Genomic DNA, 23450 nt, shown 5'->3' with positions numbered 1-23450 from the left:
CAGGATGATTCCGTGAAAGGCATCATCCTCGCCGGCGGTTCTGGGACTCGGCTCTACCCCATCACCCGCGGAATCTCCAAGCAGCTGATCCCCGTCTACGACAAGCCGATGGTCTACTACCCGCTGACCACGCTGATGCTCGCCGGTATCCGAGAGATCCTCGTGATCACCACTCCGCACGACGCAGAGCAGTTCGAGCGGCTGCTGGGCGACGGCTCCCAGTGGGGCGTGACCATCTCCTTCGCGCAGCAGCCCGAGCCCGCGGGCCTCGCACAGGCCTTCACGATCGGTGCCGACTTCATCGGCAACGACAAAGTGGCACTGGTTCTGGGAGACAACCTGCTCTACGGCCCAGGCCTCGGCTCCCAGCTCAAGCGATTCGCCGATGTCGACGGCGGTGCGGTGTTCGCCTATTGGGTCGCCGACCCCACGTCCTACGGTGTGGTGGAGTTCGACGCCGACGGCAAGGCTGTCTCGCTCGAAGAGAAGCCGTCCTCCCCGCGCAGCAACTATGCCGTGCCGGGGCTGTACTTCTTCGACAACGACGTCGTCGAGATCGCGCGCCACCTCGAGCCGAGTCCTCGCGGCGAGTACGAGATCACCGACATCAACCGTGAGTACCTTTCGCAGGGTCGTCTATCTGTAGAAGTGCTGCCCCGCGGAACCGCCTGGCTCGACACAGGGACGTTCGACCAGATGACAGACGCGGCGGACTTCGTGCGAACCATGGAGCGCCGTACCGGCTTGCGCATCGGAATGCCCGAAGAGGTCGCCTGGCGCGAGGGCTTCATCGATGACGCAAGCCTGCGCGAGCGGGCAGCCGGGCTGATGAAGTCAGGTTATGGCGCCTACCTCCTCGAGATCCTCGGGCGGGGACGTTGATGTCACACCTTCTTGTCACCGGCGGCGCCGGGTTCATCGGTTCGAATTTCGTGCACCACGTGGTCGCAACGACCGACCACCGGGTCACCGTCCTGGACGCACTCACCTATGCCGGTAACCGTGCCTCCCTGGCCGGGCTCCCTGAAGACCGGGTGCGCCTTGTGCACGGCGACATCACAGACGCACCTCTCGTGGACGAACTCTTCGCCGAGGTCGACGCGGTCGTGCATTACGCGGCCGAGTCGCACAACGACAACAGCCTCCACGACCCGCGGCCGTTCCTCGACACCAACATCATCGGCACGTATACCCTGCTGGAAGCTGCTCGCAAGCACACCCGCCGCTTCCACCACATCTCCACTGACGAGGTGTACGGCGATCTCGAATTGGACGACCCGGCGCGCTTCACAGAATCGACTCCCTACAATCCGTCGTCGCCGTACTCCTCGACGAAGGCGGGCAGCGACCTGCTCGTCCGTGCATGGGTCCGGTCCTTCGGTGTCCAGGCGACGATCTCGAACTGCTCGAACAACTACGGCCCCTTCCAGCACGTCGAGAAGTTCATCCCACGGCAGATCACGAATGTCATCCGCGGCATCCGTCCGAAGCTCTACGGAGCGGGAGAGAACGTCCGAGACTGGATCCACGCCGACGACCACTCCTCCGCCGTGCTGACCATTCTCGAGCGTGGCACCATCGGCGAGACGTACCTGATCGGTGCAGACGGCGAACGGAACAACAAAGAGGTAGTGGAGCTCATTCTTGAGCTCATGGGTCAGGAGCGGGACGCGTATGATCACGTCACCGATCGCGCCGGCCACGACCTGCGATACGCCATCGACTCGACGAAGTTGCGTTCGGAGCTCGGCTGGTCACCGTCCTACGGTGATTTCGAATCCGGCCTTCGCGCCACCATCGGCTGGTACGTGGAAAACGAGAATTGGTGGGCGGCCGCGAAGGATAAGACTGAGGCGTTCTACGCTGCCAAGGGTCAGTAACCTCGCCCGCTAAACCCGAGTCCTCGTGCCCGCGAGGAGCGTTCAGCGACGCTCACCTCATCGTCATCCCCGCATCGACCGAGCGAGAGAGCAGCGGGCTGATCGTCGAGCCGACGCTCGCGGTCGGCTCCGGGCGCACGTTCTGGTGGTCGCGAACGGCAGCCCCGAGCGCACTGGTGACCGATCGGATGAATCGTCACGACGAGAGTGCGCACGTCCTCCATCGAACCGGGAGGAACGGTGCTGGGGCCGCCCACTCACCCGGTTTCGACGCACCCAGCGTCTGCGACCCCTCAGCGGAGTGGGGGGACATCTCCCTCGATCACGGCGAGAAGACAGGTCACCCCGAGGCGCTGGTCGTGGAGGGTCGCTCGCCGAGCATCCGTCGATACGCGCGACGGAACACGGGTTTCTCGCTGGTGCTGGTGCTGGTGCTCCCTGACATCAGCGTCTTCCGACCGACAGAGACGTCCGCACGAAGGAACGCGAAGAAGAAGTAGGCGAGCATTCCTGCGCGCAGGAGGACGCCGATGCTCAATAGCGTCTCAAGCCCTATCCACTGGGAGCTGTCCGGCATGAGGGCGAGTCGTCGGAAGTAGCCGAAGAAGAGCGCGAGGTCGGCAGCGAAATACACGAGAACCCATCGCACGGGAACGCGCAGCAAGACGAAGAAGGGGATGAGCCAGAGGATGTATTGGGGAGAGTTGACCTTGTTCAGCAGCATGTACGCCGCGAGCATCGCCCCCGACACCTGAAGCCAGGGGAACACCCCGAAGCGACGAGCGCTGCGCCATCCGAGCGTGACGGCCGCCGCGAGGCCGATGGCCGTCGCCACTGCAGCGATCGTCGTCGTCGTGGAGGTGCGGTCAGCCACGTCGAACCCGAGGAGATGCGGAACCCACCACCAGATAGCCATCGTGTTGTCGTCGAGACGTCGGGCACTCTGGAACTGGAAGGATGCGAGCCACCCCTCCGTCTGCCAGATCGCGAAGGGAAGGTTGGCGAGCAGCAAAACTCCTCCGGCCGTGGCCAGAACTCCGATCGAGTGCCACCATCGTGCGCGCAGTCGCCCCTCCGCATGAAGCGCGAATCCGAGCCACAGAGCGAGAGGCAAGGCGAACATCAGGGGGTAGAGCTTGAGTCCCGCGCCCACGCCCAGGGCGATCGCGCCCAGATATGCGCGCACGACCGGGGCGATACGACTTCCGGGCCACAAGACGATCGCGATGGCAACCACAGTGGCGAGGGACGGCAGCATGTCGACGTTGTAGGCGCTGTAGACGAGCACGGCCGGCGCGAACGACCACAGCCAGACTCGGTGTCCGCTAAGGCGGTGAAGGAGGAAGGCGATGATTCCGGCCGCTACCGCCAGCGTGACCCCTGCGCTCAGCACGAACCCGCGGTCAGTGCTTGCGGGCAAACCGACCGCCCACAGGAAAAGTCCCGAGAGGGTCGGGTACTCCACCACTCCCCCGGTCAGTCCACCGTCGGGAGTGAACGTCCCCTGGTAGGGGAAGACATGAGCCCCGAGATTGCGCGCGGCCCATAGCGCTCGCTGGTCGCTGTAGCAGAGCAGAGTGCCGTAACGAGAGAACTCCAGTTCCGTCGCCCCTCCAGCGCCGAAAGTGGGGCCGGTGCACAAGCTCTTCCACAGCGCACTCAGCAGACCGGACGCCGTGGCGACAAGAGTGGCAGCGACGGCTCCGAGAGAGAGCACACGTCGCCGTGCGACATCGTTCCTGATCGGCGAGCTAGAAGTCACAGGGATCCGTTCGTGGTCACGTGGGGGTTTCGTCGAGACTATCGGCGCGCCGACTCCGAGCCGTTCCGCCCCAGAGCGGCGACCCGCGCGCGAGCCAGAGCCCGCCGCTGGGGTCTCCTCACCGTCTCTGCAGTGAGAGGACCTGCGCACAGGTCAGGTCGACCGATCTGTTCGGCGCGACAGGCAGGGTAACCGTGTCGTCTGGATCGCGTGTCGCGCAGCCTTCCGCGGCGGCAATGACAGCCGGCGACCATCTTTCGACCTGGTTGCGGATGGAGATCGCCGTGGTGGACCCCTGAGCCAGGACCACGAGCACTGCGACGCAGGCCGCCCACACCAGCGCCCGCACGACGAGATACCGCCCCCACCGCTTGTGCAAGACCGCTAGCGCGATTACGACGACTGCTACCAGCATCATGCCCGAAGCGACGCCGTACCGGATGTTGATGGCTAGCCGGATACCGAGATCAGCGAGCGGCTCAGCCGCATAGTCGAACCAGAAACCGCTATTCGCCCACGCGCTCCCGGTGTACGTCGCCGCGGAGCCGAGCAGCAGGGTGACGGCGAGCAGTCGTTGTTCCCCCGTCCCGAAGGCGAGGACGACCACCGTCGCCACGGCCACAGGCACGAGAATCATCACCGCTGCCGTCATGCCCGAATCGATCGCCCACTGTCTGATGGTCTGGGGATCGCCGGTGACGATCGGCATGACGGTGTTGATCATCCATCCCATCACCGTCGAAGGGATGCTGAGCGGGCCCTCGCCGGTCGTTCGCTGGACGAAAACCGACGTGAGGAGCTGCGCGCTGGAAGCGATGAGGAACGCAGCGAAGATCGGCAACTTGCGCCTGTCGGCTTTCCGGAAGCCGAACAGGAGAAGAAACACGAAGAAAACAGATTGGATCTCCGTGAGCACGGCGACCAGAGTGACGACCGCCCACCCGACGCTCGTGCTCCACCGACGCGGCCGGTAGAGAAGAAGCCAGGGCGTGAGCCACATGGCATAAGTGTGGATGTCAGCGAGATTCCCGATGGTCTCCTGGGTTGCGAGCGGCAGCAGTACGGTGATGCCGGCGAGACCGATCCGCGCGGGGAGCCAGGGAACGAGATCTCTCGCGAGCCAATACACCGCGGCCGCGACGGCACCCGTGAGCACCGAGCAGATTGCGAAGATCAGAACGGGGTAGGCCGCGAGATCGAAGAACGGGAAGATGAGAGCGACGACGGCCCGCGGAACGAAGTGTTGGTATCCCGCGTAGCCCTCGAAGAGCACACTCCAGGGTCCACGTTCAATCGCTTGAATGAGGAAGATGTTGGCGTCTTCGGCCCACACTCGGTCGCGGTGGTCTGCGGGCACGCGAACCCAGGTGACGATTGCTCCCGCGACCAGAAGGCCGAGCGCCAGCGCGTACTCGTATCGAGCAACCATCGGGCGACGCTCATCGGCTGCCTGAATGTCGGGGGCTTCCTTCGACACGGCGGTCATGAGACGTCCCGGCGACGTAGGTCCTCCAGCATGGGGTGCTGTTTATCCTTCTCGGACAGCTCGGCTTCGTCGAGAGGTACGGGCCAGTCGATCGCCACCTCGGGGTCCGCGAGGTTCAGGAAGACGTACTCGTCCACCGCAGCGGCGCTCCAGTGCGCGTTCACCAAGTAGGTATAGGCGGTATTCGGCTCAAGCGTCTGATAGGAGTTCCCCACCCCGCTCGGTACGAAGATCGCCGTGGACGCGTTGAGTTCAGCCGTGACGACACGACCGAATGATTCGCCGGGCCTTAGGTCTACCCAGGCACCGAAGACGGAGCCGAACGCGACCGAGATGAACTTGTCCCAGGGCTCGGCGTGGATGCCCCGCGTCGTGCCGACCGTGTCGTTGAACGACACGTTGTTCTGAACCGGACCGAAATCGGGCACGCCGATCGCCGACATCTTCTCCCGCTGCCAGTTCTCTTTGAACCACCCGCGGTTGTCTCCGTGGACGGGAAGGTCGACGAGGAGGAGGCCGGGAATGCTGGTCTCGCGCGCCGCGAGGGTCTTGCCGTATTCGAGGGACACGCCAGTCACTTTATCCGAGCGATCGCGCCGTTTCCGGTGGGTGCGACTGCATGATGGACTGGATCCGCCGGGCGTCTCCCCATACACCCGGAGAGTCATAAGGCCGGTCCGGGAAGGCACCGTACTCGAGCCGGATATCGAGGTCGTGGTCGCTGATGAAGGCTTCCACCTGCTCTGCGAGGCTGATGGGTCGACCTGTGGCGCAGTTGATGATCCCGACCTCGCCGGGGGTGATCGCGGCCGCGGCGATCTGCCGGGCCAACTCATCGACGTGGATGAAGTCGAAGAGGTTGCGACCGCTCGTGAACGGGAAGGTCGCGCTCCCCTCGTCTGCAGCGGTCAGAAGGCGACCGAAGATGGAATTGCTCCGCCGGTCGTCCCCGTAGATGTAGAAGCAACGCAGCCACGCGAACTCCACCCTGTCCGTGAGGGTGAGCAGGGCGGAGCGACGCAGCGCGTCTTTCGCGATGCCGTAGAGGCTGCGAGGCGCCGAAGGAGTGTCCTCCTCGATCGGACCTTCCCAGTAGCCGATCTCGTGCATGGTTCCCAGCGCGACCACGCGGGGCACGCCCGCCTGGGCTGCGGCCGTCAACACATCAAGGTGACGACCGACGTATCGCAGGTGGGAGGGTGCATTGTGCACGAACCCGTCCTGCCAGGCGAGGTGGATGAAGGCGACGGTGTCCGCGGCGACGGTCGCCGAGATGTCCGTCCCTTCGACCAGGAGGTCGGCCTCCACGATGCGGGCTCGCGGGTCGAGGTCGGCGGTTCCGCTTTTGCCCGGTCGCACGACGGCCACTGGCTCGTACCCGAGATCAGCCACGGCGGAAACGACGTGGCGACCGATGTAACCGCCGGCCCCGGTGATTGTCACGGTGCCGCGCGTACGGAGATCTCCCATAGTGCGGCAAGTATATTCGTAGGGTGCACCCCCTCCGACCCCATCAGGCGCGCCCTCTGTGAGCGCGCAGGAACGCTTCGAGCGACTCGCAACCCTCCCCATGCGCTCGTTCACCCCCGAACGGCGCGGCGTGACGTCGATGTGGAAACAGGTTTCCGAGGTCATCGACCATCGGCAACTTCTCTGGCTCCTCACGCGGCGTGATCTTCAGGTCCGCTACCGAGGGAGCGTCCTGGGGTTCCTGTGGACCTTGATCAAGCCGCTCATCCTGCTCGCCACGTATTACGTCATCCTCGGACAGGTGCTGGGGGCCGCGCGAGGAATAGAGAACTTCGGAATCTACGTGTTCTCTGGCCTCACCATCTACATGTTGTTCTCGGAGAGCCTCGGGGCCGCAGCCGGCTCGATCGTCGGCAACGGAGGACTGGTCAAAAAGATCTACTTGCCGCGGGAGATCTTTCCCTTGGCAGCTATCGGCGGCGCCATCTTCATGTTCTCGATGCAGCTCCTCGTGCTCGTGGGGGCGGTCGTCATCGGAGGCGAGTGGCCTCCCGCGCAGGGGTTGCTCTACTTCTTCCCGTCGGTGCTGCTCATCCTCGTATACGTAACGGGCATCGGACTCCTGCTGTCCGCCCTCAACGTCTACCTGCGCGACGTGCAGTACATCACCGAGATCCTTCTCACGCTCATGATGTGGGGCTCGCCCATCGTCTACTCGTGGCAGATGGTGCGCGGAGTCCTGGACCGTTTCCAGCTGCCTGCCTGGCTCCTCGAGGTCTATACGAACAACCCGCTCACTCTGGCGGTTCTCGGCTTCCACCGGTCCCTATGGTCGGGTGGCACGGAAGCTGACTACCCCACCGACCTGGCGCTGCGCATGGGAATCGCCGGCGTCATCGGCGTGATCTTCCTCCTCTGTGCGCACTGGGCCTTCCAACGCATGCAGAGTAATTTGGCGCAGGAGCTGTAATGACACACACGGTTGAGCCTCCCGAGGTGGTCCGCGTAGAGGACGTTCACAAAACCTTCGTCGTTCGCAAGGACAACTCGCTGAAGGACCGAGCTGTCGCGTTCGGCAAGCACCGGCAGCACCGTCAGAACTTCACAGCCATCAATGGCGTCTCTCTGAGCATCTACGCTGGTACCACGGTCGGGCTCCTCGGGGCGAACGGCTCAGGGAAGAGCACTCTGCTGAAGATGATCGGTGGAATCCTGTCCCCGGATGACGGAACAGTGGCCACCCGCGGTCGACTCGCCGCCTTGCTCGAGCTCGGCGCGGGGTTCCACCCGGAACTGAGCGGTCGCGAGAACGTCTACCTCAATGCGGCCATTCTGGGTCTCACCCGCGCTGAGACGGACGAGCGCTACGACGAGATCGTGCGGTTCTCGGGCATCGGGGAATTCATCGACAACGAGGTCAAGTTCTACTCTTCGGGCATGTACATGCGCCTCGCCTTCGCGGTCGCGGTCCACACCGATCCTGACATCCTCCTCGTCGACGAGGTCCTCGCCGTCGGTGATGAGGCGTTCCAGCGCAAGTGCATGGATAAGATCCGCTCGTTCCAGCGAGAAGGACGCACGATCATCCTCGTGAGTCACTCCGCCGGTCAAATTGCCGAGCTGTGCGACACGACTTTCGTCCTGCACAACGGCGAGGTCGTCCACGAGGGCGACGTCCGAGAGGGGCTCGCGGTCATGCGGGACATCATGGAAGGACGCCGCATCGGCGAGTCGGTCGAGGAGGAGCGCGCGCAACGTTCGCAGGCTCCCGCCGAGCGCGCTCTCACGGTGACTCGTATCGAGACACTCACGACCGATGGACGCGCGTCCGCCGCGTTCTTCCCAGGCGAGCCGATGATCCTGCGTATCCACGTCAGGGCGAGTGCACCGCTCGCCGAGTGGACGACGGGCTTCAGCATCGACAACTCGACGGGGCAAATGGTCCTTGCCTCGAACACGGACCGCCTCGACGCAGTGCTGCCCCCGATCGAGCCGGGCGAGCACTTCATGGATTACCGCATCGATGCCCTTCACTTGGGGCCCGGTGAATTTTTCATCAATGCCAACACATCTCCGACCATCGATGTCGACACCCATGTTCTGTGGCAGGGCGCCCGCTTCCGCATGAAGGGCGGCGAGGGGAACCTCGGCGTCGTCGATGCCCAGATCGGTGTCGCCGCCCCGCGCGTCTGACAAGAGAAGGAGGGCGCCCCCGGTCAGTACCGAGGGCGCCCTCCTTTTCGATTTACCGGGTCAACGCGGCAGGAAGGAAACGTTGCCTGCGCGATCCGATCGCGCGACCCCGCGCTGGAACTGCTGAATGCACCCGTCGGCCGTGCACGATTGGCTTGCACTCGGCCACCCCAGCCAGGTGTTCTCGGCCCCGTAGTGGTACCACATGTTGAGGATCGGACCGTATGCCGTGTAGATCGACGAGCCGGTGCGCTGCTGAGTGATGACGCCCGTCTGATAGTGCTGCACCCAGCCGCCACCGCTGGTATCGGTGTACCGCAGATCATTCAGGGCGACTCCGTACCCATTGAGGCCGCCGGCCGCAGACCACGCCCCACCCAATCCGCCGAAAATGGAGTGCGTCCCCCACGTCTCCGACGTCGTCAGCGTCGCTCCCGCGAAATCCTGCCCGCATCCAGAGGCAACGCAACGCTGCTGCGACTTCGGCCAGCCGAGCCATCCCTTCTCCTGAGAGGAGGCGTTCCATATGGTGAGCTGCGGGCCGGTCGGCACCAGCATCATCCCGTAGGAACTCTGGGCCAGGATGCCGCCCGTGTATGCCTGCACCCATCCGCCGCCCGCGATGTTCGACGTGCGCAGATCCGTTGTGGCGGGGCCCATCTTGGAGAGTCCGCCCCGAGCGTCCCACTCGGAGATGAAGCCGCCGAGGATGACCTTCGCCCCGGTCGCGTTGCTCCAGGTGATGACGCCCCCGGCGAAGCGTTGAGCGCAACCGGAATTCGAGCACTGATACCCCGACGTCGGCCATCCGAGCCAATTCTCGCCACCGCCGTTTGCCTGCCACGCCTCGAGGACGGGACCGTACGGAACCACGAAGATACCGGCGGGGTTCTGGACGAGGACACCCGCCTCGAAGTTCTGAATCCAAGCGGGCTGGCTGCCGGCCGTCCGATACGCGACATCGTTCAATGCCGCTCCGAGAGGACTGGTCAGGCCACCCTGCGACTTCCAGTAGTCATTCAACCCACCCCAGATGACGTGACCACCCCAGGCTGTAGTCGAGGTGATCGTGGCGCCCACAAACGACTGCACGCACCGGCTGGCGGGAGAACACGTCGACTCGGCATTCGGCCAGCTGACCCCGCTGGCTGGACCTCCGTTGCGCAGGTACTCATCCAGGATCGGCCCGTTGAATACGAAGGCGGTCCCGCCGTAGTAGCTGCCGTAGACGACACCCTTCTCAAAACGCTGGTACCACCCCTGACCGTTCGCATCCACGAAGACGGGGTACGAGGTCGGCTTGCCCATCTCGCCGCCAGCTCCGCCACGAGAGTTCCAGTAATCGACGAAACCCGGGTGAGGCGCATAAGAACGTGTGTCGCCGAACCAGTCCGTATAGATACGCCAGAAGTTGCGGTTGCCGTAAGCCGAGCACGCGTCGCCCGTCCCGTAGAGGTTGTTCAGAGCTGCCGCGTTCGGGGTGTAGGGCGTGTATATGTACAGTCCGGCGGTTGCCTGGTTGTTGATGAAAACACTGCGAGTGCCGCAGGATGAGTCGGGGTTATAGAGGATGTTGTTCCACCGCTCAGCCCGGTAGCCGAAACTGTCGGGGTTGAGACGGTAGACCTCGAACTGTCGAGCCGAGTAGTAGACCTGATAGAAGAACCCACGGGTGCCCGGGTCGCAGGGCGCGGTGTCGGGGCAACCCTGCCCCATTGCCGCAGAGTACTGATAGCTGGACGGAGCGGTCGAGGTGACCAGCGACTGCTCCTTCTCGAGCAGGACGAGCAGCGCGCGCTGGTTGATTCCGCACGATCGAGCGACCTTATCGATGATCTGCGCGGCGGTCTCAGATGCCGACCCCGAGTAGCCATTGCAGTACCGGTCGCTGGGCCGATTATCCGTCGACTGGGAATAGTCCTTCAGACAGGTATACCCCGAGCGGCACGACCGTACCTTCCCATTCAGGAAGTTCTGCACGTCGGACGCATTCATGTCATTCGACGAGTAGAAGATCGAGTCGTCGATGATGTAGCCGGGGTCCCAGTCCGAGGCGTCGGCAGCCTGAGCTTGCGGCGCGACGACCGGAGCCAACGCGGGAGCGAGGACGACGAGCAGACCTGCGACCAGCGAGACAACGACGAGAAGCGCCGCGGGTCGCCGAGAGATATGGGTCACGGGACGCTCACCGTCGAGGCGGGCGACGCGCCCGAATGGGCGGCCGACGAATACGTCAGGACGGCAGTCCAGTCTCCCGGGGCCAGCTCACTCGTCGGAACGGTGAGAAGGCTGCAGAAAGTGCTTTCACGGCCAGTGGCCGTGTCGCCCTCCACAGTGCGCGTGACCGACCCGCGCGTGAGGGTCAACGTGCACGACCCCCCCTCCTCCACGACCTCGGGAAGCATCCCCGAAGCCTCGATCTTGTCGCCGACCACGTCAAGGGTGATGAACACGACGCTCGTGCCCGTCCCGCCGTCCGTGCCGATGGACGCCGACGGCTCGGGAACCGGAGTCGCGGAGTCCGTCGGCTCGGCTGTCGGTCCAGTGGTGGGCGAGACGCTCGACGTCTCGGAGGGTTCCGGGCTGGGCGAACCTGTGCTGACCGCACCGGGCACGGCCGTCGCACACCCCGCCAGGACAACTGCGGCGAGCATCACTCCACTGTATGAGGCGATGTTGCGGGTGAGGACGGACGATCTCGACATGACATCAGGCTAATATCCCGCTCCCTGCGCGGGCGTATTGATCAGATGACGCTCCGCGAGTTGCACGATGACGACATCAGGATGATATTGCTCGACGTACTGACGGTAGGACTCCGGGTCGTCGAAGCCCGCGCGGTATCTGTGCCACATCTGCCACGTCGGAGAGTAACTCTGCTGCCAGAGAGGCGAAAGCCCGCCGCCCATCGAGTCTCGGAAAATTAGAGCGGACTTGCCTGTCCACGGTGCGGGCACCGTGGTCTTGATGGGGAGCGTGCCGGCATCCGTGGTACTCGAACCGGGGACCACCTGGGCAACCCCGTCAGCGCCCGTCCTGGTGACGTCCTGAAGCGGTTCAGCGTAGATCGGTGCGGACCAGTCCGCGCCGGGGCTGACCACCCCATACGACGCCCATTCGTTGAAGTCACCGATGACCTCCGACCCTTGGATCGATGGCGTGCGCAGGGGCGGGCCGTCGGGGTAGGCGGTATTCACGCACGTAGCGATCCTGTCCCAGCTGGAGTATGCACCGAAGTCTGTCCAGTGACTGTTGTCCCAGCTGAACAGGTGAACGTCCGGCGTCTTCTGCGCGATGAGATCTGCTCGTAGGTCGATCAGAGGCAGATCGCCCGCTCCGGCCACCACTTGGTCGAGAGCGGTCGCCCCACGTATCTGCTGCATCCATTCCGGCAGTTCCTCCGGGTAGACGCTCGACGTGGATGGCGTAACGATGACGTAGAACTCAACGCCGTCCTTTGCGAGGCCGTCGCGCACCGCACGGAAGTGCGCGATCCAACGGTCGACCTCGGGCTGCGTCAGGTAAGTGCGTCCCACGGCCTGAGAAGCGTATTGGTCCACCTGGTCGCTCCAGAACGTCCAGCCATCGGGGCCGGTGAGATAAGGCTGCGCGACGTCGGTCGCGTGATCCATCCACACGGACTCACGGGCTGCGGCGTCCTCCCCACCAAGGGGACCGGTCGTACGCGGGCATCGCGGGGCGACACGCACCCGCAATCGGATCATCGTCGCCCGCCGTGGGGCTGACGGCTGCCGGCTGGTTGACCCGCCGCTCGATGTCGGCCTTGGTGACCGCGCCGATAACGAGCGCCGCCGCCGAAAGGAGGACGAGGAGCACGAAAGGGAGATATGTGAGACGACGCCACCAGCGTGGTCCGGGGGACAATGCCTGCCCCGGGGGGAGCCGCGTCGTGCCCGAGGTCACCGGGCGGGCCTCTCGGTGATCACCGCGTGCGCGCGCAGACGGGAAACCGCGCGGCGGATGCGATCCGCTCCGCGCCCCTCCCGCCAACGCACGTACCACCGGGGCGTCCAGTTCTTCAACGACATCGCAGGTTTCTCAATCAGGTGCCAGCTCAGCACGGCGTACAGATGCACACCGATGATGACGACCACGTGGTAGATCACGAGGCCGTGCTTTTGGAGCCCGAAGTACGTGGCGAACACCATCAGCGGCCAGCCAATGATGTAGATCCCATATGAGAAATCGCCATATCGATCCCACCGAGTGATCGGCACGCGCACCGCGAACCACATGATGAAATACGCGAACGCGTACTGCCCGAGAACGAGCCATCCGCCCTTCGCGTACGTCGCGAAGGCGATCGCAAGGCAAGCGACGGCCATCCGGTCGTCAATAGGAATGCGATCCATCCAGAGACAGAAGATGATGCCCCACGCGAACGGCGCGAGCAGGAGCAGGGCCCGGAAGTCGGACAGGATGGGCAGAGCGGTGGGGAGATTGCCGAGGCCCAGTCCAAGCCATTGCAGCATCGCAAGAGCGATGATGCCGGATGCCACCAGGGTACCGACCAATCGGTTCGCCAAAGCGCCAAACACCCCGAGCGCTCCCACCAGCAGGTAGGCACCGAACTCGAACGCAAGCGTCCATGCCGAGCCGTTCCAGTCGCTGATCCCGTGCGCATACTGCGGAATGGACTTACCCATGCCCGCGATGTTCAGCTGGTGGAGAATCAGCGTGAAGTTGTTCACGAAGTAGGTCAGGGGGGAATCTGAGGTTGCGTTCCAGAAGCCGTCCCATGTCCCCTTCTCGCGGTACCACGCGATGGGCGCCAGCACGAAGGCAGTGGTCAGCAGGGCGAGGAACCATCCCGGATATATGCGCAAGATGCGGTGCCAGAAGAACCGCGGCGTCGTGGAGCGCCCCATCTTGCTCCGGGTGATGAGGAACCCGGAGAGGAAGAAGAAGCCGCATACGGCGACCCCGCCAAGCGACTGTTCATCGCTCCACTGGGTTCCGAGATCCTTCCCACCATAGAAGCCCGCGATAGGACCGGCATGGGAGAAGATGACCGCGAATGCGAGGAACCACCGCAGGAAACCGATCGAATTCCTGCGCGGGTCGAAGGCCGCCGCGAGCGTCGTCACAGCAGTTCCATGTCGTCGACGGCGGCCTCGACGGGCTCGTCGACGACTCGACGGCGGGGGCGCCACCAGGTGCGCGGGTGCATCAGACGCCACGCAAGCCGATAGACGCCGCGGACGGGACGGTACATCGTGCGCAGGGAGGGAATGGCCCGCGGGTGGCTCAGGCGGGTGTACGCCTTGACGTAACCCACGGGGCCGCCGCCGAGGAAGTCCCCCGCGGCGTCCAGGAGACCCACCTGGTCGATGGGGTAGCCGGGGACGAATTTGCTCATACGGTCGATCTTGTATTCGAGCGACGTGTGGCTGATCGCCGCGTACCTCGTCGTCGCGACCGTCTTCGTGTGGAAGCCGAGTTCCGCGGCCGCGTAAGTGAACATGCGCTCCTGAACGTGTCCGATGCTGCCGTCGAAGTGCGCCTTGGGGTGCGGGTAGTCCTTGTACGTCCACTCGACGTCGGAGAGGATCGACAGCGCCTCCGGACGGAACGCGAACATGCACCCGTAGGGCGCGAGCGGGGACGGGTCGTCGAAGGGAACCCGGATGCCGAGTTTCTTCGCCAGCTCGGCGGCGGGCTCCTTGTTCGCGAACCACCCGCGCCCGAGGGTGGGATATCCGATGTGGATGGTCGGTGCGTACACGATTCCGAGTCCCGGCTCTTTTTGAAAGAGGGCGACGAGATTAGCGGCGTACCCGGGAGAGTTCAAAAGATTCATTAGCTGGTGCCGGCGGAAGAAGTTTCCGGCATTGAGATTCTCCTGAACCGTCTTCTTCGAGTGCACCTTGAACAGCAGATCGTAATCTCGCGAGACCAAGACGTCACGGCATCCGACGAAGAAGGCACCCATATCGCGTCCGCGATTAGATGGCAGCACACGGATGTCGACATTCCCGATTCGGGGGTCACCCTCCGCTTCCACGATGTCCCGGATCACCCGGGCGTTCTCCTCGCTCGTGGTCGTGATGAACAGGTCGTAGGCGCTCGGCAGATTCGATGCGTAGCCGAGCAGCTCGCGCGTGAGATCCGTGTAGAACACGTGCATGATCACCGCGATACGCAGCGGTCGCTCGGTGTCGTAGGAAATGTCGACGTCGGGCATGATCTCGAGCATCGAAGCGTTGGTGTTGAGCACCTTCGGTTGTGAGCTGCGGGACATGTTGTTCCAGATCATGCTCACCGGATAGCCGAGCTGTTCCGCGCGCTCGACATAGCGACGCGCGAGGATGGCGTGGCGATCGAGCAGGAGCGGATCATGGAAGAAGGGTCGGCGTTTCAGAGCCGGACATCCATCGTCGAGCAAAGCCTCGGCATCGAAGAAGGCAGGATGCCAGGTGGAGTAGTTCCGCTGTGGAAAGGCCACCTCGTAGCGGAATCCGAGCTGGGCGAAGTGATGGGTGAAGCGAGACTCATGGTGCAGGATCGAATCGGTGTAGGACACGATCGGGGGCATCGTCCGCCAGTACTCGCGCCACTCGTCGCTGAGGAACATGCTGCGACGCACAGCGATCCAATGTGACTGGATGTGCGAATGCAGAACGTCCTTCTGCGTGAACGGATTGGGACGAAGCTTGCCATGCTCGGTCATGCCCCAGTAATCCAGCTCAAGAGCGTTCATGCGTTCGAAGACCGGCTCGAACGGGTTGACGGGTCCGAACCAGGTGTAGTTCATGAGGATGAGTTCGTCGTACGCGGCGAGCTTGTCCTCGCCGAACTCCGCGAGAGCCTCTTTATAGCCCCAGACATCGAAGCCGACGTTCTCCCGCTGCCAGATCGTGTCGGCGACGCCCTCGAGCCGCTCCCGTCCCCCGTCGGTGAGCTTGCCGTTGACGACGACGAAGATGTGCTCCGCGTGGCGTCGAAGCCGTTCGAGCTTGTAGAGCACGTAATCGTCGACGAGACCGCGGGCATCCCACAGCAAATAGAAGATGATGCGTCGCCCCTCGGGCGGGAAAGACGTGCGCTCTCGATGTGTCACTGCGTCGATACTCCGTTCTGGCGTTTGTCCCGGTCAGGCCCGGACAAACGCCCGATGAAGTCTACCCGGCTCTATGACGCAGACCTGGCTCGTCCGCCGAGAGGACGCTGCGGGCTGCTTCGTCCAGCACCGCTGCACGAGCATCGAACGAATGGTCCCGTCGTATGCGCTCGCTCGCACGAGCGAGCGCATCTGCATCCGCGAAGATCGTGTCGGGATCCGCTTGCAGCAGGCTTACCAGATGCTCCGCGTCGCGGTATGTCACCACGGCCCCCTCGAAGACGGCGTCGATGCCCTCGACCTCTTCGGAGATCACCCGTCCTCCCACCGCAACCACGTCGAAAGGCCGCATAGCGATGAAGCCGTGCCGGCGCATCTCAGGCCACTGATCGTTGAGCACGATTGACGCGGACTCGTATCTTTCGGCGAGTTGCTCGTGCGGAAGAGACCGCGCGACAATCGCTGACTGCGAGATGAATGGACGCCAGTCAGGTCCGTAGACACGGACGGGGATACCCGCCGCGAGCGGTACGACCACGCTCGGGCGGGCGATGCCGCGCGCCGTGCCGACGAACACGATCTCATCGGTGCGGCGCACCCCCCGCGGATGGAAAAGATCGGTGTCGGTGCATTCGAGGAGCGACTCGACGGCAACCCCCCACCGGGCAGTCGACGCGCGCGACCAGCTTTCGGAAGCGGCGAACACACGATCGAAGGCGACGACCTCGTTTCGCGTCACGGCATCGGGGTGGCTGATGATCCAGAGCAGGTTCACCCCGGCCCTCGCCCGCGATCGGGGCGGGTCGATTCGATAGGGGCCGCGCACGACGACATTGACGTCGTCGAGGTAACTCGTCGGACGATCACGCGCGTCGAAAGCGTCCACTACGACCATGTGACCGCGCCGGCGCAGGGCGGCCGCCAGGCCGCGCGCGAAGTGAGCGTCGCCCCAGACTGCCCCTTGTCGACCGGCTGGCGCGCAGATTTTGATAGCCCACCGCTGTGCCTCAGCATGCGGAGCGCGCCAGCGGAGCCGAGGTGCGTCGCGAGTCTTCCCCCCGTCGGGCCACGACTCCACGTCGAAACCCGCGGCATCGATGATCGGCTCCACCAGCGCACGGTGTATGGCCGGGTGTGTGAGCCCCACCTGGTCGCGGCGGTAGGCGAGCTGAGGTTCCTCCAGCAGAGGACGGAGACGTGTCAACACTCGGCGAGGGGTGCGAGGAGGGAGCCGCCGGGACAGCTCCGTGGCTGAGATCGTGGGATACGTCAACGCCACCGCGAGCGCATCCAGCGGACAAGCGAGCGTTCTGCCGTGGAGGAGGGGAACCTCGAGGACGTCATCCAGCGTGTCGATGTCGTCGACAGGATGCGCCTCCAGAACTCCCCATGGCCGTCGACCACCGACGTCAGCCGCGCCGAGACCCGCGACCGTTCCGTCCTGAGCACGATGGGCGGGGATGACGGCCGCCCCCTCTCGAGCGGCGGCCTCAAGGTCTCGAATGTCGGCGATCGAAAACTCCGCACGTGCATCCAGGACTACCGCAACACCGGACGTCCTCCCTTCAACCGCGTCGGAGATCACGGCGCCCCATACAGCCCGGCAACGGTGGCCGCGAAGTGTCAACTCAGGGAAAATTCCCGCGAGCAGATGCGCGCTGATCCATTGAGACGCGTCCACACCGACGAGAGGAACGACGATCTCCGCCGTGTCGGCGAGGTCGAGAAGTTGCACGAGCTTGCGCGCATATCGCCGGTCGTGCGCTTGCAGGGGCCGCACGATGACGGTCGACGACATTGCGCCTTTCCCTGCTCTCGCTCGCGTCCGGGGCCTGCGCCACGTGCGCGCGGCGACGATGGCGCGCCGACGAAATTCTGAAACGGTCATGGTGACTGAGCGCCCGGCCACGGTGACTTCGACGTCAGCACCCATGTCAGACCACAGGTGCTCTAGTCCCGGGGAACCCACGCGGCGGCTGAGGTCCACCGCGTCCCACCATGGGTGGACCTGAACGGTGTGCCGCTCGCTGACCAGGTAGGCGTAAAGGGCAGGAACGCGGAGGACTTCGGGAAGATCGGCCCCCGCAATGAGGTCGTCAAAAAGCGGGTTCAGACTCATTCCACGTCGAAATCCCCGAATGACGTAGTGGGCGATCGCAATTCCCCGTGGGAGACGTGCCAAACCCAATTGCGCCCCGTAGAACTCCGAGTCGACGAGCGCGGACCCATGGATCGCCCGACCCCACCACAGACGATCGGCTGCACGAACCACCGGTCCCAAGATCCGAGAGCCGCGCAGCGCGCGAACGATCACTCTCAACCGGTCCGGCATGAATCGATTCTATGCAACGGCATCAAGCGCGCAGAAACGAGCGACGTAGGCGCCGAAGCCGCGATAGCAACGGCTGATGCCCGTCGATCTCCCGCCGCACGTCGTCGCGGATCTCGTCGCGCAGACGCTCGTTCGCCTCGGTCAGGCGTCGATCGATGTGCGCGATGAGCTCCGCCTGCAGCGAGGCGAGGTACAGCGGCAGACCGTCGCCTTCGCGCCGCACCCACTCGGTGAGTGCGCGATCGCGCACACGGGCGTCGTCGACGGCGTGCTCGGCCGTCAGCGCGAACATGCTGTTGGCGTCGAGGCCGGTGGCATCCGGTCTCTGCGTCCAAAAGGCGAGCGCCTCCCCCGGGAGGAACCCGATGTCGCCGCGGCGGAGGAAGCGCAGGTACAGGTCCCAGTCCTCGACGGCGTCGAGCGTCTCGTCGTACCAGCCGACCTCGGCGTGCACCGCGCGCCGGTACAGCACCGAGATGGGCACGGCGCGGTTGACGCTCAGCATGTCGGTGAGCGAGATCCGCTGCATCCCGGCCCAGAAGGGGGCTCGACCGACCTCGATCCACGAGGCGCCCCGCTGTTCCTCGTACACGATCTCCGTGGGCACGGCGACGGCCAGGGCCTCCGGGTTCTCGTGGAGCCACGCGGAGGTGCGGGCGAGGAACTCCGGATGCCAGCGGTCGTCGTCGTCATGCAGCACGACGTACTCAGTGTCCAGGGCACGGACCCCGACGTTCGCGGCGACGCAGCGGCCGCCCTCGCCCGCAGCGATATGCCGCACGCGCACGTCGGCCAGACCGGCTTCCGCCACGATGCCGTCGACCTCCGCCGGGTCTCCCCCGTCGTTGACGATCACGACGCCGTACTCGACGAACGTCTGCGCCGCGATGTCGGCGAGAGCCCGACGCAGGAAACCGGGCCGGTGCCGGGTACGGACGACGATCCCGACGCGCGCGCTCATGCTGTCGAGCATAGGGGCGCCCGCCTCACAGCTCCGCGTGCAGCGCCCACACCCGCTCGGCCGACGCTCTCCACGCGAAGCCCTTGGCGCGGTCGCCGGCCAGGACCCGCAGTCGCTCGGCGTCCTCGCCCAGGGCACGCTCGAGGGCGGCACCGAGCTGGTCGGAGGTCGCGAACGCGGCGGCGTCGGCGAGCACTTCGTGCAGCACCGGGGTGTCGACGGCGGCGATGGGGACACCCACCGCGAGGGCGTCGACCGCCCGCCACGGCCAGTCGACCCGGGGGCTCGCGGCGACGAAGGCCGCGGCGTGCGAGAGGACCGCTGCGCGATCCCAGCGGTCGAGGGAGCCGCGGGCGTGGATCCGCGTCTCGGCGAGGCCCGCGGCCGAGGCGATGTCGATGACGGCCGGCTCCTCCCCCTCGGGGACGTCGAGGACGACGACGTCGCCCTCCCAGCCGGACGCGACCACGGCCGCGAAAGCCGCGCCGAGGCCGTCGGAGGCCGCGCTCCCTCCGGCGGCGGCGACGAAGGTCTGAGGCAGATCGAGGGCGCGGAGCCGCCCCACCGCATCCGACGGGACGCGCAGCCCCGCTGCCGGAGCCCCGTTGATCACACGGACTTTCTTCACCAGCTTGGCCTTCGCGACCTCTGCGAGGCGCTCGGCCATGGCGTGCGTGGGGACGATCACCGCGTCGGCGTGCTTTCCCACTCGCGACAGCAACGCTCGAGCGGCGAGGACCTCGGCCTTGGGCAGCTCCTCGGGGGTCTCCCACGCCCGCAGGTCCCACACCGTCACCACGATCTGGTGCGTCTCGTTGACGCGGTCGTGACGCACGAGCGGCGCCAGCGGGGTCGGCGAGTGGATGAGTCCCTTGCCGATGCCCGGAGCCACCCCCAGCTGCCAGGATGCCGCGAGCTCGCGCCGACGCATCGACAGACGCGTCTCGGAGCTGAGACCGGCGATGGCATCGTCTTCGGGGATGCCCGGCGACGGGACGATGGCCCCGACATCGCAGCCGCGCGGGGCGGTGGCGATGAGGGCCTCGGTCAGTGAGGCCGAGGCTTCGGCGAGGTCGCGGGAGGTCGGGGCGACGAGCTGATCCAGCACGACGCGCAGGGTCACGGTCACGAGGAGGGCGCCTCCGTCTCGGTCGGCGGGTGCAGCTTGTCGTGCACCATCTGCTGCACCTGGGCGTAGTCGGGGTCGAACTCGTCGACGCCGCCCGCCGGGGTGAGCTCGAGGGTGCCGACCGGCTGGTCTTTGGCCTTGCGCGCCAGGTTCACCAGGGTCGGGGCGATGAGGCCCTGCGGCAGGTCGGTCTCGACGATGTTGGTGCCCGCGGTGGCGACGTCTTGGAAGTGCGTGAGCACGTTCTGCGGCGTGGTCTGCGCGAGGATCGCCTCCTGCAGCTCGCGCTGACGACGCATGCGGTCGAAGTCGCTCGTCGTGTAGCGCGAGCGAGCGTACCACTGCGCGGTGTCGCCGTCCATGTGCTGCTGACCGGGCTCTACCCAGCCGAAGGCCCAGTCGTCGACGGGCTGGCCGTCGTAGGCGGGGCCACCCTTCGGCAGGCGCTCCTTGACGTCGATGTCGACGCCGCCGAGCGCGTCGACCAGGTCGGCGAAGCCCTTCATGTCGATGAGCACGTAGTACGGGATCTGGATGCCCATGATCCCCTCGGCGGCATCCTTCGTCGCTTCGATGCCGGGCTCGGATCCCTGAGAAACGGCGTTCGGGTAGAGCGTGTTGCCGTCCTGGCACACCTCGACCTCGGTGCGGAGCTGATTGATGCCGCTCCCCCAGCCGCAGGTCGCGTTGGCATAGCCGGTGTGGCCGTTCGGGTACTTGTCCTGCATCGGTCCCGGCGCGAAGGGGAAGTGCGGCATGTCGCGCGGGATGCCGGTGATGGTGGTCGCTCCGGTGTCGGCGTTGATCGAGACGACCGAGATGCTGTCGAAGCGCATCGAGTCCCGCCCCTCACCGGAGTCGGCGCCGAGAAGGAGGATGTTGTAGTACCCGTCCGACGGCGGCACGACGGGGGCGGACTGCGCGAACAACTCCGAGAAGGTGTCTCGGGTCGTGCCCGCGGTCTGCGCGGCCCACGCCGCGCCCGAGCCCGAGAGCACGAGGAGCGCGACGGAGACGAACGCCACGCCCACGCGCGAGAACGCGCGCAGACGGACCAGTCGGACCAGTCGGAGGGTGTCGATCGTGAGCACGACCCACAGCACGATGTAGGCGACGAGGACGATCTGCACGAGTGTCAGTGGGAGGGGGCGGAACCACGACAGGAAGTCGGGGATGAACGATCCGGTTGCCAGGGCGAACAGTCCGCTGGGCATGAGCAGCGCACCGAGTCCCGCGAGCACGAGGATGGTCCACATCAGCAGGGTCGCTGCGAGGCCGAACCGCCCCAGCCGCCTGTTGCCGGCGAGCACCTGGGCGGAGCCCGGGAGCAGGAAGTTCAACGCGACGAGCCACCAGCCGCGGCGCGTCATGACGGCCGTCGAGGTGGCGTCGGGGTTGCGCAGGGGACGCTGCTCGACGACGTGCGCCTGGGATCGTGGACGAGCGGCCGCGAGCGTCATAGGGAGTCCTTCAGACGTCGGTTCTTCTCTTCGACCTGCGCTTCGAGGTCGCGCGCGTAGGCCTCGACGCGCTCGGCGAGGGCGGCGTCGGCGCTGCCGAGGATCCGCGCGGCGAGGAGACCGGCGTTCTTGGCCCCGTTGATCGAGACGGTCGCCACGGGAATGCCCGCGGGCATCTGCACGATCGACAGCAGCGAGTCGAGGCCGTCGAGCGTCGCCAGCTGCACGGGGACGCCGACGACGGGGAGGGCGGTGACGGATGCCAGCATGCCCGGCAGGTGCGCGGCTCCCCCGGCCCCCGCGATGATGGCGCGCAGCCCGCGCCCCCGCGCCTCGCGGCCGTAGCGGATGAGCTTGTCGGGTGTGCGGTGCGCCGAGACCACCTCGACCTCGTGCGGGATGCCGAACTCGGTCAGCACTTCGCTGGCGGCGTTCATCACGCGCCAGTCGGAGTCGGAGCCCATGACGACGCCGACCACGGGCGTCTCGGAAGAATGCAGCGGCCGGGTCACCGGTCCAGGGTAGGTGGACTCGCTGGAAGATCTCGGAACGGCGCGCTCAGTCGAAGAACGCGGCGGCCGCGCGACCCTCGTAGACGACGTCGTCGAGGTCCTCGCCGATGACGTTGACGTGACCGACCTTGCGGCCCGGACGCGGGGCTTTGCCGTAGGTGTGGATCTTCGCGGCGGGGTGCGCGGCCATCGCCGCGGAGAACCGCTCGTCGAGGGTGCCTTCGGCAGGCCCACCCAGGACGTTGATCATCACCGACCAGGGTGCCACGGCATCCGTCGATCCGAGGGGCAGATCGAGGACCGCGCGCAGGTGCTGCTCGAACTGGCTCGTGACCGCTCCGTCCTGCGTCCAGTGACCGCTGTTGTGGGGGCGCATGGCGAGTTCGTTGATGAGGATGCGCTCGTCGCTCGTCTCGAAGAGCTCGACGGCGAGCATGCCCGTGACACCGAGCCCCTCGGCGACGGCGACGCCGATCTCGGCGGCCACGCGCTGCACGCGGGCGTCGGCGCGAGGAGCCGGGGCGACGACCTCGGCGCACACGCCGTCGCGCTGCACGGTCTCGACCACGGGGTAGGCGCGCACCTCGCCCGAGGGACGACGTGCCACCTGCTGGGCGAGTTCGCGCGTGAAATCGACGAGCTCCTCGACCAGGAGCGAGCCGCCGTTGCCGTCCTCGGCGAGGGCGGCGAACCAGTCGTCGGCTTCGGTCGCGGCCGACACGACCCGCACGCCCTTGCCGTCGTATCCGCCCCGCGGCGTCTTCACGACGGCGCGGCCGCCGTGGGCGTCGAGGAAGTCCTGCAGCTCGGATGCCGCGGACACCGCCGCCCAGTCGGGCTGCGGGAGCCCCAGCTCGGCCATCTTGGCGCGCATGACCAGCTTGTCCTGCGCGACCCCGAGGGGTGCCGGCCCCGGGTGGACGCTGACACCGGCGTCGACGAGGGCGGCGAGCACATCTTGCGGCACGTGCTCGTGGTCGAAGGTGATCACGTCGACGTCGCGGGCGAAAGCCAGCACGGTGTCGGCGTCGCGGTAGTCGCCGACCGCTGTCGCGGCGAGCGCGGCCGACATGCCCTCGCTCTCGGCGAGGACGCGGATCTCGGCCCCGAGCTCCACAGCGGGCGCGATCATCATCCGCGCCAGCTGTCCGCCACCGACCACTCCGACTCGCAGCGCCATGCCG

Annotated in this window: 19 protein-coding genes and 1 pseudogene; 5 read left to right on the top strand and 15 right to left on the bottom strand. The window is 65.7% G+C overall.

Annotated features, from left to right (window positions below; translation table 11 throughout):
* Nucleotides 1-12 precede the first annotated feature (12 nt).
* Nucleotides 13-882 (top strand): glucose-1-phosphate thymidylyltransferase RfbA, encoded by an 870-nt coding sequence (gene rfbA / locus QE416_RS09285; protein WP_307315537.1) that lies wholly within the window; start codon nt 13-15, stop codon nt 880-882.
* The gene (rfbB, locus tag QE416_RS09280) at nt 882-1880 is read left to right on the top strand and encodes a dTDP-glucose 4,6-dehydratase (protein WP_307315535.1); all 999 of its coding nucleotides are present in this window, start codon (nt 882-884) and stop codon (nt 1878-1880) included. Before rfbA ends, rfbB begins: the two co-directional genes overlap by 1 nt.
* A gap of 340 nt (nt 1881-2220) precedes the next feature.
* Here the strand turns inward: rfbB and QE416_RS09275 are convergent, their stop codons facing one another.
* The 4 genes and pseudogenes from QE416_RS09275 to QE416_RS09260 form a co-directional block, all read right to left on the bottom strand.
* Nucleotides 2221-3597: a hypothetical protein gene (locus QE416_RS09275; protein WP_307315533.1), complete on the bottom strand. Its 1377-nt coding sequence runs from the start codon at nt 3595-3597 to the stop codon at nt 2221-2223.
* Nucleotides 3598-3760: 163 nt separating this feature from the next.
* On the bottom strand, nt 3761-5119 hold the full coding sequence (locus tag QE416_RS09270) for a hypothetical protein (RefSeq protein WP_307315531.1): 1359 nt from the start codon (nt 5117-5119) through the stop codon (nt 3761-3763).
* 26 nt (nt 5120-5145) lie between these two features.
* Nucleotides 5146-5697, bottom strand: a pseudogene (locus QE416_RS09265) (dTDP-4-dehydrorhamnose 3,5-epimerase family protein); the annotation flags it as partial.
* Between the two features lie 10 nt (nt 5698-5707).
* The gene (locus QE416_RS09260; RefSeq protein WP_307315528.1) at nt 5708-6598 is read right to left on the bottom strand and encodes an NAD(P)-dependent oxidoreductase; all 891 of its coding nucleotides are present in this window, start codon (nt 6596-6598) and stop codon (nt 5708-5710) included.
* Between the two features lie 58 nt (nt 6599-6656).
* Here QE416_RS09260 and QE416_RS09255 point away from each other — a divergent pair, with 58 nt between their 5' ends.
* On the top strand, nt 6657-7568 hold the full coding sequence (locus QE416_RS09255; RefSeq protein WP_307315526.1) for an ABC transporter permease: 912 nt from the start codon (nt 6657-6659) through the stop codon (nt 7566-7568).
* Nucleotides 7568-8791: an ABC transporter ATP-binding protein gene (locus QE416_RS09250; protein ID WP_307315524.1), complete on the top strand. Its 1224-nt coding sequence runs from the start codon at nt 7568-7570 to the stop codon at nt 8789-8791. The genes QE416_RS09255 and QE416_RS09250 overlap by 1 nt, the downstream gene beginning before the upstream one ends.
* 60 nt (nt 8792-8851) lie before the next feature.
* On the opposite strand, the gene QE416_RS09245 is transcribed toward QE416_RS09250, so the two are convergent.
* A complete protein-coding gene (locus tag QE416_RS09245) occupies nt 8852-10969 on the bottom strand; it encodes an LGFP repeat-containing protein (protein WP_307315521.1) in 2118 nt (705 codons plus the stop codon).
* 162 nt (nt 10970-11131) lie between these two features.
* On the opposite strand from QE416_RS09245, the gene QE416_RS09240 reads away from it, so the two are divergent.
* Nucleotides 11132-11509 carry a hypothetical protein gene (locus tag QE416_RS09240; protein ID WP_307315517.1) on the top strand — a complete coding sequence of 126 codons (378 nt, stop codon included), beginning with the start codon at nt 11132-11134 and terminating at the stop codon, nt 11507-11509.
* Here QE416_RS09240 and QE416_RS09235 read toward each other — a convergent pair.
* The 10 genes from QE416_RS09235 to QE416_RS09190 form a co-directional block, all read right to left on the bottom strand.
* Nucleotides 11506-12423, bottom strand: coding sequence for a hypothetical protein (locus QE416_RS09235; protein WP_307315514.1), 918 nt, complete (start codon nt 12421-12423; stop codon nt 11506-11508). The two genes, QE416_RS09240 and QE416_RS09235, sit on opposite strands and share 4 nt — an antisense overlap.
* Before the next feature lie 10 nt (nt 12424-12433).
* On the bottom strand, nt 12434-12628 hold the full coding sequence (locus tag QE416_RS09230; protein WP_307315512.1) for a hypothetical protein: 195 nt from the start codon (nt 12626-12628) through the stop codon (nt 12434-12436).
* Nucleotides 12629-12711: 83 nt separating this feature from the next.
* Nucleotides 12712-13899 (bottom strand): acyltransferase, encoded by a 1188-nt coding sequence (locus QE416_RS09225; RefSeq protein WP_307315510.1) that lies wholly within the window; start codon nt 13897-13899, stop codon nt 12712-12714.
* Nucleotides 13896-15872 (bottom strand): rhamnan synthesis F family protein, encoded by a 1977-nt coding sequence (locus QE416_RS09220; RefSeq protein ID WP_307315507.1) that lies wholly within the window; start codon nt 15870-15872, stop codon nt 13896-13898. Before QE416_RS09220 ends, QE416_RS09225 begins: the two co-directional genes overlap by 4 nt.
* A gap of 61 nt (nt 15873-15933) precedes the next feature.
* Nucleotides 15934-18204 carry a glycosyltransferase gene (locus QE416_RS09215; RefSeq protein WP_307315505.1) on the bottom strand — a complete coding sequence of 757 codons (2271 nt, stop codon included), beginning with the start codon at nt 18202-18204 and terminating at the stop codon, nt 15934-15936.
* A gap of 22 nt (nt 18205-18226) precedes the next feature.
* A complete protein-coding gene (locus QE416_RS09210; protein ID WP_307315503.1) occupies nt 18227-19165 on the bottom strand; it encodes a glycosyltransferase family A protein in 939 nt (312 codons plus the stop codon).
* Nucleotides 19166-19190: 25 nt separating this feature from the next.
* Nucleotides 19191-20294 carry a glycosyl transferase gene (locus tag QE416_RS09205; RefSeq protein WP_307315501.1) on the bottom strand — a complete coding sequence of 368 codons (1104 nt, stop codon included), beginning with the start codon at nt 20292-20294 and terminating at the stop codon, nt 19191-19193.
* Entirely contained in the window at nt 20291-21754 is a 1464-nt protein-coding gene (locus tag QE416_RS09200; RefSeq protein WP_307315498.1) for an LCP family protein, read from the bottom strand. The genes QE416_RS09205 and QE416_RS09200 overlap by 4 nt, the downstream gene beginning before the upstream one ends.
* Entirely contained in the window at nt 21751-22218 is a 468-nt protein-coding gene (gene purE / locus QE416_RS09195) for a 5-(carboxyamino)imidazole ribonucleotide mutase (protein ID WP_307317903.1), read from the bottom strand. The genes QE416_RS09200 and purE overlap by 4 nt, the downstream gene beginning before the upstream one ends.
* Nucleotides 22219-22312: 94 nt before the next feature.
* A complete protein-coding gene (locus tag QE416_RS09190) occupies nt 22313-23446 on the bottom strand; it encodes a 5-(carboxyamino)imidazole ribonucleotide synthase (RefSeq protein ID WP_307315495.1) in 1134 nt (377 codons plus the stop codon).
* Between the last annotated feature and the right edge of the window lie 4 nt (nt 23447-23450).

The organism is Microbacterium sp. SORGH_AS_0421 (genome assembly GCF_030818635.1).
Classification (GTDB): domain Bacteria; phylum Actinomycetota; class Actinomycetes; order Actinomycetales; family Microbacteriaceae; genus Microbacterium.
This window is presented reverse-complemented; position numbering and strand designations above follow the sequence as displayed.

Excerpts from the sequence above, each read along its gene's own strand:
- QE416_RS09210 (WP_307315503.1), bottom strand. The coding sequence starts at position 19,165 with ATGAGCGCGCGCGTCGGGATCGTCGTCCGTACCCGGCACCGGCCCGGT.
- QE416_RS09190 (WP_307315495.1), bottom strand. The coding sequence starts at position 23,446 with ATGGCGCTGCGAGTCGGAGTGGTCGGTGGCGGACAGCTGGCGCGGATG.
- QE416_RS09260 (WP_307315528.1), bottom strand. The coding sequence starts at position 6,598 with ATGGGAGATCTCCGTACGCGCGGCACCGTGACAATCACCGGGGCCGGC.
- QE416_RS09235 (WP_307315514.1), bottom strand. The coding sequence starts at position 12,423 with ATGGATCACGCGACCGACGTCGCGCAGCCTTATCTCACCGGCCCCGAT.
- QE416_RS09215 (WP_307315505.1), bottom strand. The coding sequence starts at position 18,204 with ATGCCGGACCGGTTGAGAGTGATCGTTCGCGCGCTGCGCGGCTCTCGG.
- rfbB (WP_307315535.1), top strand. The coding sequence starts at position 882 with ATGTCACACCTTCTTGTCACCGGCGGCGCCGGGTTCATCGGTTCGAAT.
- QE416_RS09200 (WP_307315498.1), bottom strand. The coding sequence starts at position 21,754 with ATGACGCTCGCGGCCGCTCGTCCACGATCCCAGGCGCACGTCGTCGAG.
- purE (WP_307317903.1), bottom strand. The coding sequence starts at position 22,218 with ATGGGCTCCGACTCCGACTGGCGCGTGATGAACGCCGCCAGCGAAGTG.
- QE416_RS09250 (WP_307315524.1), top strand. The coding sequence starts at position 7,568 with ATGACACACACGGTTGAGCCTCCCGAGGTGGTCCGCGTAGAGGACGTT.